The organism is Methylicorpusculum oleiharenae (genome assembly GCF_009828925.2).
Lineage (GTDB): Bacteria > Pseudomonadota > Gammaproteobacteria > Methylococcales > Methylomonadaceae > Methylicorpusculum > Methylicorpusculum oleiharenae.
Genome location: NZ_WUTY02000001.1, coordinates 625,588 through 640,576, shown reverse-complemented (window position 1 = coordinate 640,576; position 14,989 = coordinate 625,588). Strand labels below are relative to the sequence as shown.

17 protein-coding genes and 1 tRNA gene are annotated in these 14,989 nt (G+C 47.9%); 16 read left to right on the top strand and 2 right to left on the bottom strand.

Going from position 1 to position 14,989, the window contains the following annotated elements; translation table 11 throughout:
• Positions 1–15: 15 nt before the first annotated feature.
• The 4 genes from pgl (at position 16) to GO003_RS03030 (ending at position 3,282) form a co-directional block, all read left to right on the top strand.
• Positions 16–693 (top strand): 6-phosphogluconolactonase, encoded by a 678-nt coding sequence (gene pgl / locus GO003_RS03045; RefSeq protein WP_159651767.1) that lies wholly within the window; start codon positions 16–18, stop codon positions 691–693.
• Between the two features lie 162 nt (positions 694–855).
• On the top strand, positions 856–1,125 hold the full coding sequence (locus GO003_RS03040) for a hypothetical protein (protein WP_159651769.1): 270 nt from the start codon (positions 856–858) through the stop codon (positions 1,123–1,125).
• Positions 1,126–1,164: 39 nt separating this feature from the next.
• A complete protein-coding gene (rep, locus tag GO003_RS03035; protein WP_159651771.1) occupies positions 1,165–3,171 on the top strand; it encodes a DNA helicase Rep in 2,007 nt (668 codons plus the stop codon).
• Positions 3,172–3,205: 34 nt separating this feature from the next.
• A tRNA-Arg gene (locus GO003_RS03030) sits at positions 3,206–3,282 on the top strand.
• A gap of 341 nt (positions 3,283–3,623) precedes the next feature.
• Here GO003_RS03030 and GO003_RS03025 read toward each other — a convergent pair.
• Together GO003_RS03025 and GO003_RS03020 are read right to left on the bottom strand one after the other, a co-directional pair.
• Positions 3,624–4,070, bottom strand: coding sequence for a type II toxin-antitoxin system VapC family toxin (locus tag GO003_RS03025; protein WP_159651773.1), 447 nt, complete (start codon positions 4,068–4,070; stop codon positions 3,624–3,626).
• Positions 4,060–4,287 (bottom strand): type II toxin-antitoxin system Phd/YefM family antitoxin, encoded by a 228-nt coding sequence (locus GO003_RS03020; RefSeq protein WP_159651775.1) that lies wholly within the window; start codon positions 4,285–4,287, stop codon positions 4,060–4,062. Before GO003_RS03020 ends, GO003_RS03025 begins: the two co-directional genes overlap by 11 nt.
• Positions 4,288–4,640: 353 nt before the next feature.
• On the opposite strand from GO003_RS03020, the gene GO003_RS03015 reads away from it, so the two are divergent.
• The 12 genes from GO003_RS03015 (at position 4,641) to GO003_RS02960 (ending at position 14,888) form a co-directional block, all read left to right on the top strand.
• Positions 4,641–8,036 carry a DEAD/DEAH box helicase family protein gene (locus tag GO003_RS03015; RefSeq protein ID WP_231088799.1) on the top strand — a complete coding sequence of 1,132 codons (3,396 nt, stop codon included), beginning with the start codon at positions 4,641–4,643 and terminating at the stop codon, positions 8,034–8,036.
• Positions 8,020–8,277, top strand: a complete 258-nt coding sequence (locus tag GO003_RS03010) for a hypothetical protein (RefSeq protein WP_159651779.1) — start codon at positions 8,020–8,022, stop codon at positions 8,275–8,277. The genes GO003_RS03015 and GO003_RS03010 overlap by 17 nt, the downstream gene beginning before the upstream one ends.
• Positions 8,277–8,687, top strand: coding sequence for a type II toxin-antitoxin system VapC family toxin (locus tag GO003_RS03005; protein WP_159651781.1), 411 nt, complete (start codon positions 8,277–8,279; stop codon positions 8,685–8,687). Before GO003_RS03010 ends, GO003_RS03005 begins: the two co-directional genes overlap by 1 nt.
• Before the next feature lie 11 nt (positions 8,688–8,698).
• Positions 8,699–10,384 (top strand): type I restriction-modification system subunit M, encoded by a 1,686-nt coding sequence (locus GO003_RS03000; protein WP_159651783.1) that lies wholly within the window; start codon positions 8,699–8,701, stop codon positions 10,382–10,384.
• Positions 10,385–10,418: 34 nt separating this feature from the next.
• Positions 10,419–10,664, top strand: coding sequence for a hypothetical protein (locus GO003_RS02995; RefSeq protein ID WP_159651785.1), 246 nt, complete (start codon positions 10,419–10,421; stop codon positions 10,662–10,664).
• Entirely contained in the window at positions 10,664–11,083 is a 420-nt protein-coding gene (locus GO003_RS02990; RefSeq protein ID WP_159651787.1) for a PIN domain-containing protein, read from the top strand. Before GO003_RS02995 ends, GO003_RS02990 begins: the two co-directional genes overlap by 1 nt.
• Positions 11,080–12,261, top strand: a complete 1,182-nt coding sequence (locus GO003_RS02985; protein WP_159651789.1) for a restriction endonuclease subunit S — start codon at positions 11,080–11,082, stop codon at positions 12,259–12,261. The genes GO003_RS02990 and GO003_RS02985 overlap by 4 nt, the downstream gene beginning before the upstream one ends.
• Positions 12,262–12,688: 427 nt before the next feature.
• The gene (locus tag GO003_RS02980) at positions 12,689–12,916 is read left to right on the top strand and encodes a hypothetical protein (protein ID WP_159651791.1); all 228 of its coding nucleotides are present in this window, start codon (positions 12,689–12,691) and stop codon (positions 12,914–12,916) included.
• Positions 12,913–13,170, top strand: a complete 258-nt coding sequence (locus tag GO003_RS02975; protein ID WP_206444562.1) for a PIN domain-containing protein — start codon at positions 12,913–12,915, stop codon at positions 13,168–13,170. The genes GO003_RS02980 and GO003_RS02975 overlap by 4 nt, the downstream gene beginning before the upstream one ends.
• A gap of 179 nt (positions 13,171–13,349) precedes the next feature.
• Positions 13,350–13,526, top strand: coding sequence for a hypothetical protein (locus GO003_RS02970; RefSeq protein WP_164505696.1), 177 nt, complete (start codon positions 13,350–13,352; stop codon positions 13,524–13,526).
• 428 nt (positions 13,527–13,954) lie between these two features.
• On the top strand, positions 13,955–14,329 hold the full coding sequence (locus GO003_RS02965; RefSeq protein ID WP_159651793.1) for a hypothetical protein: 375 nt from the start codon (positions 13,955–13,957) through the stop codon (positions 14,327–14,329).
• A gap of 142 nt (positions 14,330–14,471) precedes the next feature.
• Entirely contained in the window at positions 14,472–14,888 is a 417-nt protein-coding gene (locus tag GO003_RS02960; RefSeq protein WP_159651795.1) for a hypothetical protein, read from the top strand.
• The last annotated feature ends 101 nt before the right edge of the window (positions 14,889–14,989 follow it).

Below are 14,989 nucleotides of genomic sequence, written 5' to 3'. Positions count from 1 at the left end.
GAGGGAAAGATAACTATGCAAAAAATTCACTGGCATTCGTTTGCAACAGCCGAAAAAGTAGCTGCGGCAGCATCACAACAAATTCTTACGGCCGCAGAACAGGCCATTAAAGAGCGCGGTGTTTTTAAACTGGTACTCGCCGGCGGCAGTACGCCGGATAAGGTCTATCACCTTCTTTCAGAAAGCCGGGCAGACTGGGCGAATTGGCATATTTATTACGGTGATGAGCGGTGTTTACCCGCTGACCATCCCGAGCGTAACAGTCAGATGGCGCAGGCCAGCCTGCTTGGCAAAGTAGCAATACCGGCAGAACAAATCCATACCATGCCCACCGAACTGGGTCCTGAACCTGCAGCAGCTGCTTACAGGGAAGTGATTGCCGGGGTGGACAGTTTTGATACGGTCTTGCTGGGCATGGGTGAAGACGGTCACACCGCCAGTTTGTTTCCCGGTCATGTCAACTCGCCGGATGAAACGGTGCATGCTATTTATAATTCGCCCAAACCGCCGCCGGAACGGGTTTCTTTGAGCGCTAAAACACTGAGTCAAACCCGGCAGTTGTTATTCCTGGTGACTGGAGAAGGTAAACGGGATGCGGTCCAGCAATGGCGGCAAGGCATCATTTTGCCTGTTGCGCTGATTCGGCCTGAATCCGGTGTTGATGTCTATGTTGATGCGGCGGCATTGGGTTAAGCATTTATACCTCCCTATCTGATCGAAAAAACAGAAGGTGCGGGGTGTATTTGGCGAGGATGTCGGCAGTAGAATGGCTGCCGACCAGCTCCATGGACGAGTTCACGGCGGCCCTTGACGGGCCTATCTGGAACCTTTACTAAAGTCGAATGATTTTTCAGTATGAAAGAAGTAACAGGCTGGACTGCACAGTTCTTTAGCCCTGCTTGTATTGAATTCGGCAGCGGACATTGCCCCGGCACCGTTTATAAAAAGAAAGCCCGAAACCCGTTACCTGCTTTAATTCAGATCATCCCACTACGCCATACCCATCGTGGATCGAAATTCGGCACCGGGGTGCCCGTCAAAGGACGCCGTATATACATCCATGTAGGCCCTATGCCGGCATCCATGCTGGCAAAGCCTTTGCCGAACAACCCGTTGCCTCCTTAGGCACCGCCGAAATTTGAAGTGCGAAAGGTATAATCAAGCATGGCTGAACTTAATTCCCAACAACAATCAGCGGTGAGAACCGTCGAGCATCCGTTGCTCGTACTCGCCGGTGCCGGTAGCGGCAAGACACGCGTGATCACCGAAAAAATAGCCTATCTGGTAAAACAAGGCACTGCTGCGCGCCATATTGCCGCAGTCACTTTTACCAATAAAGCGGCGCGGGAAATGAAAACCCGTGTCTCCAAGCTGCTGGATGACAAACAGATTCGTGGTCTGACGGTGTCAACCTTTCATTCTTTGGGGCTGGATATACTGCGAAAGGAACATAAAACGCTGGGTTACAAGGCCTCGCTGACCTTGTTTGATGAGCAGGACAAACAGACCTTGTTGAAAAACCTGGTCAATCATGGCAGTAAAGACTGCGATATCGATGATGTAGATCGTTATGCCTGGCAAGTTGGTCAATGGAAAAATGCCTTTGTCACACCGGAACATGCCCTTTCATACGCCACCCAGGAACAAGCCCCCGCAGCACATTTGTACAGTGACTATATTCGCAGTCTGAAAGCCTATAATGCGGTCGATTTCGACGATCTGATTCTGTTGCCGGTGCTGTTGTTTCAGGAGCATGCCGCCGTTTTGGAAAAATGGCAGAACAAGATTCGGTATTTGCTGGTCGATGAATACCAGGACACCAACATTACGCAATATCAGCTGGTCAAACTCTTGGCCGGCAATCTGGGCCGGTTTACCGTGGTCGGTGATGACGACCAGTCCATTTACGCCTGGCGCGGTGCACAGCCAGAAAATCTGGTGCAATTGCAAAAAGATTACCCGCGCCTGCAAGTCATCAAACTTGAACAGAACTACCGCTCTGCAGGACGCATTCTCAAAGTTGCCAATAAACTGATTGCCAACAATCCGCATGTTTTTGAAAAACGGTTGTGGAGTGAGCTGGGCTACGGCGATCCGCTGCGCGTATTAAGCCATAAAGACGAAGTGACCGAGGCCAAGCAAGTCGTTTCGGAAATCATTCATCACAAGTTTAAAACCGGAAGCAGTTATAAGGATTATGCCATTTTATACCGGGGTAACCACCAGTCGCGCTTGTTTGAGCGTGCACTGCGGGAAAACAACGTGCCTTATTTTATTAGCGGCAGTACCTCATTTTTTGCATTTTCAGAGATCAAAGACATCCTCAGCTACTTGCGGCTCTTTTCCAATCCGGATGATGATGCCGCCTTTTTACGCATCATCAATACGCCCAGGCGAGAACTGGGCCCCACGACGCTGGAAAAATTGGGCGCTCATGCCAACGAGCGGCACATCAGTTTGTTTGCAGCCTGCTCGGAACTGGGGTTGATGCAAAAACTGTCCGACAAATCACGGCAACGGCTTACAAAATTTACAGAATGGGTAACCGATACTGCCGATCGCATTGAACGCGGCGATACCTTCGCCGTGGTCGAGCAAATGATCGATCAAATAGGCTATGAGTCCTGGCTGCGAGAAAATGCCAAAACGCCGCAATCTGCCGAACGTAAAATGCAGAACGTGGTCGAATTGATTGAATGGCTTAAACGCCTGGCCGTAGGTGCCGACGGAGGCAAGGAAAAGTCTTTGGCGGAAGTGGTGTCAAAAATCATGTTGATGGATATTCTGGAAAGAAATCAGGAAGAAGAAGCAGGTGATCAGGTCAGTCTGATGACCTTACATGCAGCAAAAGGCCTGGAATTTCCGCATGTTTTCATGATCGGCATGGAAGAAAACCTCTTACCGCATCAGAACAGTATCGATACCGGGAACATCGAGGAAGAACGCCGTCTCGCTTATGTTGGCATTACCCGTGCACAAAGAACCCTGACGTTCAGTTATTGCACTCACCGCAAACGTTACGGCGAAATTTCAGAATGCGAACCCAGCCGGTTTTTAGGCGAGTTGCCGGGCGATGATCTGGAATGGACCAACAAAAAACAATTGGATCCTGCGGTCATAAAAGAGCGCGGCAAAGCCAGTCTTGCACATTTAAAAACAATGTTATCGTAATTATCTCAATGATCGGTTAGAATACCGCCCCTAAGCGCCCGTAGCTCAGCTGGATAGAGCGCGGCCCTCCGGAGGCCGAGGCCAGAGGTTCGAATCCTCTCGGGCGCACCATTTGACCCCTACCCTAAAACGGCCATTTCGCCTCTGTGCACTGTATGTGCCATGCCCCATAAAATAGATTGAGAGCAGTTAACCATTTCGACTCTTGCCCTCGTTTTGGGGTTTAATTATTTCAAAATAAAATAACTCAGTTTCGCATTCAGAAACCGGCCTATTTGAGGCCTTCGGAATTTATTTAAAAAAATCCCCATAGCAGCCTTTCGTAATGGTAAGAAATGAGAAAAGTAGGATTTGGGTGTTATCATATTTTGAATATGAACGCACTTGTTAGTTGAAGGGATGACATTGAGAAATTGGTTAGTAAGAGTTTTGAGCGTTTCCGTTTTTGAAAACTAATTCCCAAAGCTATCAACCTTAAACCCTAGTGCTTCTGCCGCTTTAGCGAAGAAGTTATCTGCTGTGGCGATGCGTTGTATGCCGTGATGTTGTGCAATGGCAAGGTGCATCGCGTCCAGAGTACGCAAATTAAATCCCGGCAGCATATCGATTAAATGTGTGGCACTGTCAAGATGTTTGTCTTCAACTTGGCAAAGAGCCAAGTGTCCCTGTGCAATATCTTCAAGGAATGTTGCGTAAATTAGGGCTTCCAACTCAGAACTCATTTCTTTCATCCGCTTGCGCCTAGCTAACAGGCAACGCATTTCGGTTTTAGTCAACGTGCTAATAATGGCCCGATCCAGGCCAACGATATAGTCCGTGACTTGGTCTGAATTAGCCTCTTCCAGATACCACTTGGCTAATGCGCTGGTATCAAGGTAAACAATAAGCTTATCGCTCATCCCGGTCTTGCCGGATCATATCCGCCGAAGAAATTGAGCCAGCTTGCTGCCTATTCCGTAACTCAATATGAGAAGGGCGTTTTTTTGCAGTCTGCATCGGTAATACTCGGGCAATTGCTCGCTTATTACGGGTAATGACCAGTTCTTGCTCTTCTTCAACGAGGCTATCGAGCTTACCCAAAATATTCCGCATCTCTCTAATGTTTATATTTCGCATTGTTTCTCATCAGTTGTTCTTCATTTAATAATACTGTAGCACAATAAGGTCCGACCTACACTTGGACAGTTGATTGCACTATCGCCGCGCCAAAACGCCGAGTGCTACCGTTTTTTACGGTTGTGACTTTCCGGTGGCGCAAAACTCTGTGCGAAGTAGAGAATTTATCAGTATTCCGGATACGAAGAAAAATGTGATACAAGCGTTGACGCAGGCGGCTGGCAATAAGAAAAAAGCAACGTAGCTGTAAAATTTGCCCAATTATCAAACGCTGTCCAGCTGGATGGAAAAATTAAAGATAAAATAACCGGCACGCTTTTCGCTATCAAGCGGACATGGAAAGAATCGACATTATGCAATCACAAAATTTTGAGTTTCTAAAGACCAGCTGGCCGGAACTGTCTGCATTGGCAGGCTTCGCGGAACATTATGTCCTGGATGATCCGCAAAGTGCATTAACCAAACTGCGAAATTTCGCCGAGCGAATTGTCGATGTCGTTTATCACCAGCTGGGTTTACCCAAGCCACCGATGGCGAATTTCATGGAAATGCTAAGCAATGATGCCTTCGAATCGGTGGCACCCAGAGTCGTAGTCGATAAATTGCATGCTTTACGCATTCACGGCAACAAAGCGGCGCATGGTGATAAAGTCAGTGCACAAAACGCGCAATGGCTGCTCAAAGAAGCGTTCGATATCGGTCGCTGGCTGTTTGCCACCTATGCCAGTGGCGACCTCTCGAACATCAAAAACTACGAAGCTCCAACCCCCAATCACTCAGCTAAAGCCGAATACCAAAATGAGCGCAAGACCCTGTTGGAACAATACGCCAGGCAAGAAGCCCGCATGCAGGCGATTCTGGCCGAGCTGGAAGCGGGACGGGAAAATGCCGCGCAGTTGGAACGAACAGCCGAGCAACTGAGCAAACTCCAGCAACAGGCGGCCAGCAAAGGACAGCAGGTCGCCAACGATTTGCATTTCGACGAAGCCACCACCCGCAAACAGTTGATCGACTTGCAACTGGCGCAAGTCGGTTGGGACCTGGCACATAGCGAACAAGTTACAGTCGAAGAAAAAGTGTTTTATCAACCCACAGCGAGTGGCGAAGGCTTTGCCGATTATATTTTGAAGGATGATAACGGCAAACCCCTCGCCGTTATCGAAGCCAAGAAAACTGCGGTCGATGCCGAAAAAGGCCGACATCAAGCCAAACACTATGCCGATGGTTTGGAAAAAATGCATGGCCAGCGCCCGGTGATTTTCTATACCAATGGCCACGACATCTGGATTTGGGATGACCACCCCGAGCAAAATTATCCCCCGCGGAAACTGTACGGCTTTTACTCCAAATCCAGCCTGCAATACCAAGTGCGTCAGAGGACAGAGCGCAAACCGCTCAACAGTGTCTCAGTCAACGCCGAAATTTTGGGGGATCGCCTGTACCAGCATGAAGCCCTGAAACGGATCAGCGAGCGATTTGAAAGCAAGCAACGCAAAGCTCTGGCGGTGCAAGCCACCGGCACCGGAAAGACGCGTTTATCTATTGCCCTGACCGATGTCTGCATGAAAGCCGGTTGGGTCAAGCGCGTCCTGTTTGTGTGTGACCGCCGCGAGCTGCGTAAACAGGCAAAAAATGCTTACAGCGAATACTTATCAGCGCCTATTACCGTATTAACCAGTAAAAGCGTACAGGACTTACATAACCGCATCTTTATAGCCACCTATCCGGCAATGATCAGGTTGTTTGAAAAATTCGATCCGGGCTTCTTTGATCTGATCATCGCCGATGAATCCCACCGCAGCATTTACAACATCTACGGTGATCTGTTTCGCTATTTTGATGCTCTGCAAGTCGGCCTGACCGCCACGCCGGTCGAAATGGTCAGCCGTTCCACCTGCCAATTGTTTGGCTGCGATTTCAAAGAACCCACCTGCAATTACACCCTGGAAACCGCTGTAGAAGAAGGTTACCTGGTGCCGTATCAGGTCGTGAAACACACCACCAAATTTCTGCGCGATGGCATCAAAGGCCATGCCTTAACCGCAGCAGAAATTGCCGAACTGGAAGACAAAGGCATAGACCCCAACAGTCTCGACTTTGACGCTCAAGAAATTGATCAAGCTATCTACAACAAAGACACCAACCGCAAAATCCTGCAAAACCTGACGGAAAACGGCATTCGTCAGATCGATGGTCAAACATTGGGTAAAACCATCATTTTTGCCCGTAACCATAAACACGCCAAGCTGTTCGAGAAACTCTTTGATGAAATGTATCCACAATATGGCGGTAAATTCTGTCATGTGATTGATAACTACGACCCGCGTGCCGAAGCCTTGATCGATGACTTCAAAGGCCAGGGCAGTAACGATCAGCTCACCATTGCCATTTCAGTGGATATGCTCGATACCGGCATCAATGTTCCCGAAATTGTCAATCTGGTCTTTGCCCGTCCGGTAAAATCGCCGGTCAAATTCTGGCAAATGATCGGTCGCGGCACCCGCCTGTGCCTTAACCTGTTTGGTAACGGTAAACACAAAACCCATTTTCAGATATTCGATCACTGGGGTGTGGTCGAGTACCACGGGATGAAACAGCGGGAAGTCACCATCAACCCGTCTAAATCGCTGATGCAGCACTTGTTTGAAACACGTCTGACATTGGCCAAAACCGCCCTGCACCACGCCGAATCGGATTTTTTCGACACGCTGGCGGAATGGCTGCACAAAACCATCAACAGCCTGGACGACAGAACCATCGCGGTCCGCGACAAATGGAAAACCAAACAGCAAATGAGCGACCTGGGAACCCTGCGCCAGTTCGGCGCCAACACCGTTATCTTGTTGGAAAGTGAAGTCGCCCCACTGATGCAATGGCTGGATGTGCGCGGTCACAGTGATGCCTACCAGTGGGATTTGCTCATCAGCCAAATTCAGCAGCAAAAACTGCTAAATTCCGGTGCTTTTGATGATTGGGTCGGGGAGGCTATTAATCAGCTTTGGCAATTGCACATGAATTTGAACCAGGTTAAAGCCAAAGCCAGCCTCATAAAACAATGCCGTGAACCCGCATGGTGGCAATTGGCCTCCCTGGATGAGTTGGAACAACTGCGTACTGAACTTCGCAGCATCATGCAGCACCGTGACAAAGGGACAGGTCCAAGGATTGAAGCACGTACTATCGATATTAAGGACAGTGGTGAAGTTCGCGAACAGCAAAGTACCTATTTAAACGCTGTCGATATGGCGAGTTACCGTATCAAAGTCGAACAGGCGCTGAAACACCTGTTCGAGCAAAGCCCGGTGCTGCAAAAAATTCGCAACGGAATTCCGGTAAATGAAGAAGAACTGGATAACTTGAATGCGCTGATCCACACCCAACACCCGGATATTGACTTAACAGTCCTGAAAGACTTTTACCCCACCACCGCGCCGATGGAGCAGATTCTGCGCTCCATTGTTGGTATGGATTCCGAAGCCGTTAATCAGAGATTTGCGGCGTTTATTCAGCACTATCCCAGCTTAAACGCCCGGCAGGTGCAGTTTTTAGGTTTACTCAAACGCCAGATTGCCCAAAGTGGCGCGATTGAAATCGACCATCTTTACCAAATGCCGTTTACCACGATTGGCGAGCTGGACAGCCTGTTCACTAGCGAAACCCAAATCGACGAATTGCTGTCAATTGTGCGAAGCTTTGGCAAACAACCGACACCACCGACAACAGGAAATAGCCATGAAAATCATGATTAATGTCCCCGACAATTTACCGATGCCCCGTGCCACCCAGCGCATCAAAGAGTTGGAACAAAGCTTGCGCGAAGAAGCCAGTTTTTTATCCGGTTTATTAGCCAAAAAAACCAAGCAAGACCGGCAAGCCTCCTTGCTGAAAATTGCCCATGACTGCGCCGCACTACCCACCTTAGACGAACGTAGCCCGGATGAAATTTTGGGTTACAGCGACAGTCCCGAAGGTTTGTGGGGACAAGAATAATGGTGGTGGATTCATCGATATTGATCGCCCTATTGCTCAACGAGACCGACGCAGATCAATACGCGCAAATATTGCTAGAGACAGATTCGCTTTTTATCAGTGCTGTCAGCGTGGTTGAAGCATCCATGGTCATCGAATATAAAAAAGGCAATGTCGGCGCGAACAAATTGGACGAGCTGCTCAAGCTAATCGCTCCAGTCGTCATTGCCTTCGATCAGGAACAAGCTCAATTGGCCCGTCAGGCTTGGCGACAGTTCGGCAAGGGCCGCCATCCCGCCAAATTGAATTTTGGCGATTGCTGTAGTTACGCTGCCGCTCGGTACACCGATCAACCCTTGTTGTTCAAGGGCAACGACTTTAACCAAACCGATATTCCATCGGTGCTTTATCACCCATCCCAAGCAGACTAATTAACACCTCTATGATCACCGGCGACCTGAAAAGCAAAATCGACAAACTCTGGCTGGAATTCTGGCAAGGCGGCATCGCCAACCCCTTGACCGTCATTGAGCAAATCACCTTCCTGATGTTTGCCCGTCTGCTGGATATTAACGAAAGCCGTGACGAAAAACGCGCGGCCCGCACCGATTACCGTTTCACTCCGCGTTTTAAAGACCACGAACAGCATTTGCGCTGGAGCCAGTTCAGCCATATCGAAGATGCCGAACGCCTGATGAATGTGGTGCGCGATGACGTGTTCAAGCATTTTCGCGAACATACCAGCGACAGCCGCTTTGGTGATTACATGAAAGATGCGCGCATGGTCATCGACAAACCCAGCCTGCTGGTTAAAGCCATCGAAATGATCGATGCGTTGCCGCTGGATGCCGGCGACACCAAAGGCGATCTGTACGAATACCTGCTCAGCAAACTATCCACCGCCGGCATCAACGGCCAGTTTCGTACCCCGCGCCATGTCATTAAACTGATGGTCTGGCTGCTTGATCCGCAACCCGGTGAAGTAGTGGCAGACCCCGCGTGCGGCACCGCCGGATTCTTGGTGGCGGTGATGGAATATCTGCTGGAAATCTACAGCAGCCAGCAAGGCGTGATGCAGGAAGACCTTCTCGATGAGCAGGGGAAAACCGTCAGCCAAACAATTTTCACCGGCGATTTATTAACCCAGGCGCAATGGCAAACCATCAAAACCCGCATGTTTCATGGCTTTGATTTTGACAACACGATGTTGCGCATTGCCGCCATGAATCTCTACATGCACGGCGTCGATAATCCGGATATCCATTATCAGGATACCCTGGCGCAGAGTTTTGCCCAGCATTTTCCGGAGCTTGAGCACAATGCCTTCGATGTAATTTTTGCCAATCCGCCCTTTAAAGGCAGTTTGGATCAAGACACCATTAATCCGCTCATTTTGCGGCTGGTCAAAACCAAAAAAACCGAATTGCTGTTTATTGCCCTGATTTTGCACATGCTGAAAACCGGCGGCCGCAGCGCCACCGTCGTCCCACAAGGCGTATTGTTCGGTTCCTCCAACGCGCATCAAGCCGTGCGGCAGTTACTGATAGAACACAACCAGCTGGAAGCCGTCATCAACCTGCCCAGCGGCGTGTTCAAACCTTATGCCGGGGTTGCCACCGCGATTTTAGTGTTCGCCAAAGGCGGCGCCACCGATCACGTCTGGTTTTACGACGTGCAAGACGACGGCTACTCGCTGGACGACAAACGCGACCCGCTGTATCAGGACGAGCAAGGCAATCCGCTCAATTTTGCCGGCGACTTGCCCAAAGTGCTGGCAGCCTGGAAAACCCGCCAAAAACCGGACGACCCAACCCTCTCCCCCCTTTCTCAAAGGGGGGCCGGGGGGGATTTGCCGGTAGCTGTTGAGCCAGAATCCCCCCTAACCCCCCTTTTGCAAAGGGGGGAATCAGGCATGTCCGAGGATGCCGCGAACGACCGCACCCAAGCCTGTTTTTGGGTCAGCAAAGCCGAGCTCGCCGCCAATAAATACGATTTGTCGATCAACCGCTACAAGGAAACCGTGCATCAGGAAGAGGAATACGAAGACCCGAAAGCGATATTGCAGCAGTGGATGACCTTGGTGGATGAAATCTCTGAAGAGTTAAAAGACTTAGAACGCATGCTCTGATTGATTAAACCTGAAAAATAACAAAGGAAAGATTATGCAAGCCTATTACGAAACAGAAGTTATTTTGCCCGTAAATCATCATTTAAACCTTCAGTTACCCGATGAAATTCCGGCAGGACGCGTACGCATTGCGGTGATTTATGAGAAAGAAAATAACAGCACTGAGCCGGGGAACCTTAGCCAATTTTTATCAACGCTGCCACTTAATGAACAAGGACGTTCTGATGCGGATATTCTGCAGCAGATCAAAGAAGAGCGTGATAGCTGGGATGAAACCTGATGCAGCGTGTTTATTTAGATGCCTGCATGGTTATTCATTTAGTTGAAGGGAATTCGCAGCAACAGCAAGTTCTAAAAAGGGCCTTGCTGGGACAAAAGGTTTTTAGCAGTGAATTAGTCCGACTTGAATCGAGAATAAAGGCATTACGTGAAAATCAAAGTTCATTTTTGATGATCTATGAGCAGTTTTTCATAGATTGCCAAATGATTGATTTGTATAGCATCGTATTTGGGCAAACCACTGATTTACGCGTCATTCATCACTTAAAAACGCCCGATGCCTTGTATTTAGCCGCCGCATTAACGGCTAATTGTGATCAATTTTGGACAAATGACCAACAGTTGGTCAAAGCCATCAATGATAAGCTTCAGCAAAACATTAGCGTCCGAGACATGGCTGATTTGGAGGGGATGTTGTGAGTTGGCCGGAAATTTGTTTAGCGGAATTGTTAGAGGATATTCAGCCTGGCTTTGCTTCTGGTCTAAATATAGATGATGGGATTCTGCAAGTTAGAATGAATAATGTTAAACCAGATGGAAGCTGGGACTGGAGTAAAGAGAGGCGTGTACCGGCTACAACAAGACAGTTAGCAAAATACTCACTTCAATCTGGAGATATTTTATTTAATGCTACTAATAGTCCAGAACAAGTTGGGAAGTCTGCACTGTTTCAAAAATCTGACGAACCGGTTACATTCAGTAATCATTTTTTACGCCTGAAAGTCAAAAAGAGTAAGGTAGACGAAAGATATTTGATCAGATATTTAGCAAGTTTATGGAAGAAACGCGTATTTGAAAATATGGTTGATGCTTGGGTAAATCAAGCAACAGTTCAACGCGATAGTTTTTTAGCTCTTAAAATCCCAGTTCCACCACTAGCCGAACAAAAACGCATCGCCGCCATCCTCGACAAAGCCGACAGCCTGCGCCGTAAAAACCAGCAAGCCATCCAACTCGCCGACCAATTCCTCCGCGCGGTGTTTTTAGACCTATTCGGCGATCCGATGACAAATCCGAAGGGGTGGGACGAAATTGAATTAAAGAAAATTGCAGACATTCGCTCAGGTGTGACAAAAGGAAAAAAAGTCGATCTAGCAACTGCGGTTACTTTACCTTACATGCGGGTTGCTAATGTTCAGGACGGTTATCTTGATTTAAGCGATATTCAAAACATTACTGTTTCGAGGAACGACGCTGAAAAATTCCAGTTGGAAAAAGGCGATATACTCTTAACTGAAGGCGGTGATCCTGACAAGCTTGGTCGTGGGTATGTTTGGAACAATGAAATACCCAATTGTATTCACCAAAATCATATTTTTTCGGTCCGAATAAATAACTTGAATAAAATAAGACCAGAATTTTTAAGTGCTGTTATCGCCTCACAAAGAGGGAAGCGCTACTTTTTAAGAGTTGGCAAGCAAACAACCGGCATAGCCACAATTTTAAGCGAATTTAAGCCATTTGTTCCGCCTATTGAACTTCAGGATAAATTCATGGTTTCTGTCAATAAGGCGAGAACCATCAAAAATTTATTTGCTAGTAGTGAGTTTAATTTATTCAATTCACTCAGCCAAAAAGCCTTCGCCGGTAAACTCTAATGCTTATCCAACCCGTGAATGCCTTTAAATTAAGCCGTCAACCGCCTGCCATAAGCAACAAAAAAGTGTAGGTTGGGTTAGCTCGATAGAGCGTAACCCAACAATCGAAGGTCAACGCGTTGGGTTACGGCTAGCGCCTAACCCAACCTACGATACTGCCCGGCTCCCTTCGGGCAAGTGCTAATCCGCTCCCGGCGGATTGGTCCGGCGATCCCTTCGTGCCCCAGAGGGTATGCCTGAACGACGTCACTCTCGACGGCTCGCAAAATCGGCCAAATAGTGAAGATTGGGTTAGCTCGATAGCGCGTAACGCAACAATTGAAGGCCAACGCGTTGGCTTACGATGCAAAACAATGAACCCGTCACCCCGGCAGGGATTACCGGGGTCCAGTCTGCAAGGATGCGAGCATGCCCAAGAGGTAAACCCATGTTAAAAAGTTACGAAGCCTTCTATGAGAACGGCAAATTGAATTGGCTAGGCGTTCCACCGCCGGTTAACAAGGTAAAAGTCCTTGTGGTGGTTGAAGAACATGAGCAGGTGGAGCAGGGCGGACAATCGATTAAACGACTGAAGGGCATTGCCCCCAGACCGGTTCATCCGGTCAGTCTTGAAGACATGGAAAACGCGATTCAGCTAGAAGGCGCAAAACGTTGATCGGCTTGGATACCAATGTCATCGTTCGCTATCTGGTTCAAGATGACGAACAGCAATCGAAATTGGCGACGGATTTGATCGAAGAACAGTGTTCGACCGAAACCCGGCTATTTATCAACGAGATTACACTCTGCGAAATTGTCTGGGTGCTCAAACGAGCTTACGGCTATGACAAAGCGGTGATTTTGGATATTTTGCAGCAGTATTGGGATGTCAGGATTTACTGTTCTCATCGCATTCAGAAGCCAGTTTAGCCCTGCGGGATTATGAAATCGGTAATGCCGATTTCTCTGATTATTTTATTGCCCAATTAAATAAAAAGCAGGGATGCGTATTTACCTATTCATTCGATGAAAAGGCTTGCCAACACGAGCACTTTAAACGACTGACTTGATAAGTGGAACATGCGGCATTTATTACGAGAGGCGAACTCATGAACTCAAACAAAAAACAGCCTTCCGAAAAAAGCCTGATGATTCATGCGGCTTTAAAACAAGCGGTTGCCGATGCTTTGGATAAGAAATCCCGCTTGGGCCAATACGCGGTGTTATGGGAAAACAATGGGATGTTTTTCAAAGGCAGCGAGGCGCCGGAAATATCAAGGAAATAAAATCTGTATTACTTGAGCTGACCTCCAATTTAAAGATAGTGGAATAATCATTCAAATGATACACATCCGGTTACCCGATACCGTCCCCCTGTATCAGGATAGACACCCAGGAAATTCAAATGATGCTGGCGGGAAAGTTGTAAGAAAAAGGCCTGTTGTCTAGCGGCCAGGCGGCGCAAATTGCGGGGTTTTCTCTTTGCCCGTATTTATGGCGCAATTCGGTACCGAGGCCCAATGTAAAGGGCTCTCGAACCCATCCTCCCCAAGAGAAAACCCGAAAAGCCCTCGTTTCAACCTTTATCGATTAACACAAATTCTGCACACTACCGACGCTATGTGAATAAGCGTACAGACTGTATTGAGCAGCAGGCATATACATACCGTGTAATCGATTTTCCTTGAAAAACCGTTCTTAGAGGAGTTCTAACATGCGTAAATTAATTGCAGGATTTATTCTGATCATCACTATGCCCCTACTTTGTAAGGCTGACTTGCCTAACGGCCCTCAAAATAAACCGGTCGAGCCTTCTGAAACCGAATCACGAATGGCCCCGAAAAATACCGATGGCAACGCTGCAGATATGCAAAGTGAGGCCTACGATATCTGCTTACGCGCCACTCAGCGCTTCGAACATCAGGAAAAAGACAAAGAAACAGGAACGGCCCCGATAGTGCCGCTTTCTGCTGCGTGTAAAACGGAATTGAAGCCGGCCAAGTATTGGCTTTGTATGGAAAAAGAAGCTATCGCTGAAGTCGACTTTAATGCCGCCCATTGGCGTTGCGCAAAGAATCTGAAGCGTTAAATTAACGTATCTGCTTACCTCCACCCTTTATTATTGGGTGTAGGTGCTTGATTCCTTTGAAATCAAGCGCCTATGGCCTCAATTCAAAGTGGGTGAGTAGATACAAATTATCTATAGATTCAGAAGTAATTGGAGAAGCATCATGTCAGTATTCAAAGCTGAAGATTCAACAAAATCAAGCCCGGATCGAGTTCGTAAATCTACCGCTGCCCATGTAAATGCAGCAATAGATCACCAAACGGATCTCAATATTCATCTATACAAAGACAAAAGTCAGGCGGAGACTTTAGAACGTATTCAATCGTTGGATAAAGAATGGGACATCGAGAGGTTGCTTGAAGTCAATGCATCAACTTTAGCCCTAACCGGCCTGATTCTCGGGCTAACGGCCAATCGAAAATGGTTATTTTTGCCAGGGATTGTGTTGCCCTTTCTTTTGCTGCATGGCTTACAAGGTTGGTGTCCTCCCTTACCTTTATTACGCCGATTGGGTGTTCGTACCCGGGGAGAAATCGATCGTGAAAAATATGCTCTAAAAGCCCGATTGGATAAAACTTGAGAGGGTATTCGGTAGCAGAGCTACACTGACTCTTTTTATGTGGCGGCATTAGACTGTCATAAGGTAGGGTAAAGACATTTTAATAGCGCCACCCTTTGTAA